The organism is Mesorhizobium sp. M7A.F.Ca.CA.003.01.2.1 (genome assembly GCF_003998945.1).
GTDB classification, from domain to species: Bacteria; Pseudomonadota; Alphaproteobacteria; order Rhizobiales; family Rhizobiaceae; genus Mesorhizobium; species Mesorhizobium ciceri.
Genome location: NZ_RZRA01000829.1, coordinates 1 through 2,558, shown reverse-complemented (window position 1 = coordinate 2,558; position 2,558 = coordinate 1). Strand labels below are relative to the sequence as shown.

At 62.7% G+C, this 2,558-nt stretch carries 4 protein-coding genes and 1 pseudogene; 2 read left to right on the top strand and 3 right to left on the bottom strand.

What is annotated here, in order from left to right; translation table 11 throughout:
• Together EN969_RS36285 and EN969_RS26260 are read left to right on the top strand one after the other, a co-directional pair.
• Positions 1-120: pseudogene (locus tag EN969_RS36285) on the top strand (ring-cleaving dioxygenase); the annotation flags it as partial.
• A 96-nt stretch (positions 121-216) separates the two neighbouring features.
• A complete protein-coding gene (locus EN969_RS26260) occupies positions 217-396 on the top strand; it encodes a hypothetical protein (RefSeq protein ID WP_032809263.1) in 180 nt (59 codons plus the stop codon).
• A gap of 20 nt (positions 397-416) precedes the next feature.
• On the opposite strand, the gene EN969_RS26255 is transcribed toward EN969_RS26260, so the two are convergent.
• The 3 genes from EN969_RS26255 to EN969_RS26245 form a co-directional block, all read right to left on the bottom strand.
• Positions 417-1,130, bottom strand: coding sequence for an SGNH/GDSL hydrolase family protein (locus tag EN969_RS26255; RefSeq protein ID WP_063169158.1), 714 nt, complete (start codon positions 1,128-1,130; stop codon positions 417-419).
• Positions 1,131-1,192: 62 nt separating this feature from the next.
• Complete coding sequence (locus tag EN969_RS26250; protein WP_063169157.1) at positions 1,193-1,933, bottom strand: thioredoxin family protein; 741 nt, start codon at positions 1,931-1,933, stop codon at positions 1,193-1,195.
• A gap of 164 nt (positions 1,934-2,097) precedes the next feature.
• The coding region (locus tag EN969_RS26245; protein ID WP_127419524.1) for a class I fructose-bisphosphate aldolase at positions 2,098-2,558 on the bottom strand (461 nt) is incomplete at its 5' end.

Sequence of the window (2,558 nt, the reverse complement as noted above, 5' to 3'; positions counted from 1 at the left end):
GACGGGCCGGGCTTCCCCGCGGACGAGCCGCTGGAAACACTGGGGGATAGTCTTGCTCTGCCGCCATTCCTCGAACCGAAGCGCGCTTCGATCGAGGCTGGCCTCAAGCCGCTGAAGTAGATCGTTTGCCGGTCAAAGGGCGCCGCGTTCCGGTTCGGGATCCCGGCGTCCGTTCTTTCTCAGGCAATGAACGACGTGCTTTGACAGCCGGGCGCGTTGCTGGTCAAAGGCGGCATGACGAAATTCCTCGCCCTTGTCATCGCCGGTTTCATGGTCATTCAACTGATCAAGCCGCTTGGCTGGCCAGGCCTCAAGCGACGCGGTGATTTCTGGAAGCTGGCACTGCTCGCCATGGCCGCGATTTCACTGGCGGCCGTGCTCGGGCATTTGACGTAGGACGCACTTGTCGTCGCTGCTCAATGGCCAAGCACCGGGCCGACCAGATGCTCGGCCCAGGCCCGGTAGCCTGCTTCCGAGGCGTGAAAGCCGTCCGAGGCAAAGCCGGCTTCCGGATTGGTGATCGGCAGGCGCGGCGCCGGCACCGCGCCGCGCTCCAGGCAAAGGCGTTCGCCCATCCGGTTCATGTCGGTGGCGCGGATCTCAAGGATCTTTCCGAGCAGCGGCGGCATGGCTGGCGCCCGCGTGAACTCCAGCACCGGCGACCACACCACGCGCGCTTCCGGCCATTTGGCGCGCAGGCCGTAGAGCAGGCCACCGAACTCCTTCTTGAAGCGCGGCACGGAGTGGAAATTCTTGGTGTCGTTGGTGCCGATGGCCAGCACGATATGCGTCCACGGATCGGCCGACAGATTGGGCAGCACATGGTCGCGGATCTGGCCGGACGTTGCCGAATTGAAGCCGGCCGCCCGCCAGCGCACGGCGCGGCCGGTGCTTTGTGAAATCAGCACGGCGAGTTGCGCGGCAAGCCCGTCTTCCGAATTGCCGATGCCGACCGAAGCGGCGGAGGAATCGCCCAGCACCAGAAGCGAGATTGCCGGTGCTGCGCCTGATATTTCGTGCATGACCGGCCCTTGCGCCGGCAGCATGCGCGTGGTGCGGCGTCGCACGCCGAGGCCTTGCCAGATATAGACCGGGAAGGCGAGCCAGGAGAGTAGGGCCGGGAAGCGCATGGCAGTACCGTTAAACGATCAGCGGCAGCCTTAGCGAATGTTTTGGCCGACGGGAACGATCTTCAATCGCAGCAACTCGCCTGCCCCGCCTGCTTGCCCTGATATTCGTCGTGCAGCCGCACCCAATCCATCAGGCCGTGATAGGGGCCGTTCTCGTTGCGGCCCTTCGGCGTCATGTCGAGATAGTCGTAGGCGCCGATCTGCGCCTCGCCGCCGCGGGCGCGCGACATGAAGGTGAGGAAGATGTCGCCGGTCTCGTCCCTGTAGAAGACGCTGGTGCCGGGAAGCTCCTTCGATGTCCGTGGACGGGTCTCGAAATTGTAGGTGGTGCAGCCGGCGGCGATCTGCTTGTCGGTGAAGGAGACCTGCATGTCGAAGTTGAAATCCGAGACATAGGACGACACCCAGTCGAACTTCCAGCCCATGCGCTGCTTGTAAGGCAGAAGTTCCGCCAGGGGAGCGCGCGAAACCACGACCAGCGACACGTCGTGATGCCGTAGATGCTGATTGGCGCCGTCGATATGGTCGGCAAGGAATGAGCAGCCCTCGCAATGATGGGTGCAGCCCGGCCCGAACATGAAGTGATAGACGATCAGCTGGCTGTTAGTGCCAAACAGGTCGGTCAGTCTGTTTGGCCCTTGTTCGGTCTCGAAGACATAGTCTTTCCTGATCTTCAGCCAGGGCAGTTCACGCCGTTCCGCGGCGATCCGCTCGCGAAACCGCGTCAGTTCCTTCTCGCGCGCCAGATGTGCCTTGTGCGCCTGGAACCAGTCTTCGCGCGAAACGATCTTGTTGCGATGCATGAACCTCTCCCTGAATGTCATCCCAAGGACGTTGGGGATGGGCGCAACCCGACATCGCCGGAGAGGAAATAAGGACGGAGAGGCTCCGCCCCAAGCCCTGCAAGTCACAAACAAAAAACCCGGGCGCATCGGCCCGGGTTCGAAGGAGGAAGAAAGGACTGTGATCAGGCGGCCTGTTCCAGGCTCGCCTTCCATTTTCCGAGCGCTGCCAGATGGTTCATGTGGGCGCGATGGGTGAAGGCGGCCTGGCCGGCGGCAACGTTCGAGGCTTTGCCGCTCCAGGCTTTCTGTGGCGCGGCCTGCAGCGCGCGACCATAGGAGAAGGTCAGCTTCCACGGGTGCGGCCCGATGGCGTTGATGGCGTTGAGATTGGCGGTCGCCTCTTCGTCTTCCTGGCCGCCGGAAAGGAAGGCGATGCCCGGCACCGCTGCCGGCACTGTCTCGCGGAACAGTTTTATGGTCTTTTCGGCGACTTCTTCGGGGCTGCTCACCTTGCCCGATTTCCTGCCGGCCAGCACCATGTTGGGCTTCAGGATGGTGCCTTCCAGCACGACGCGCGCCGCATGGAGCTCGTCATAGAGCTTGATCAGCGTTGCCTTCGAAATGTCGTAACAAGTGTCGATGT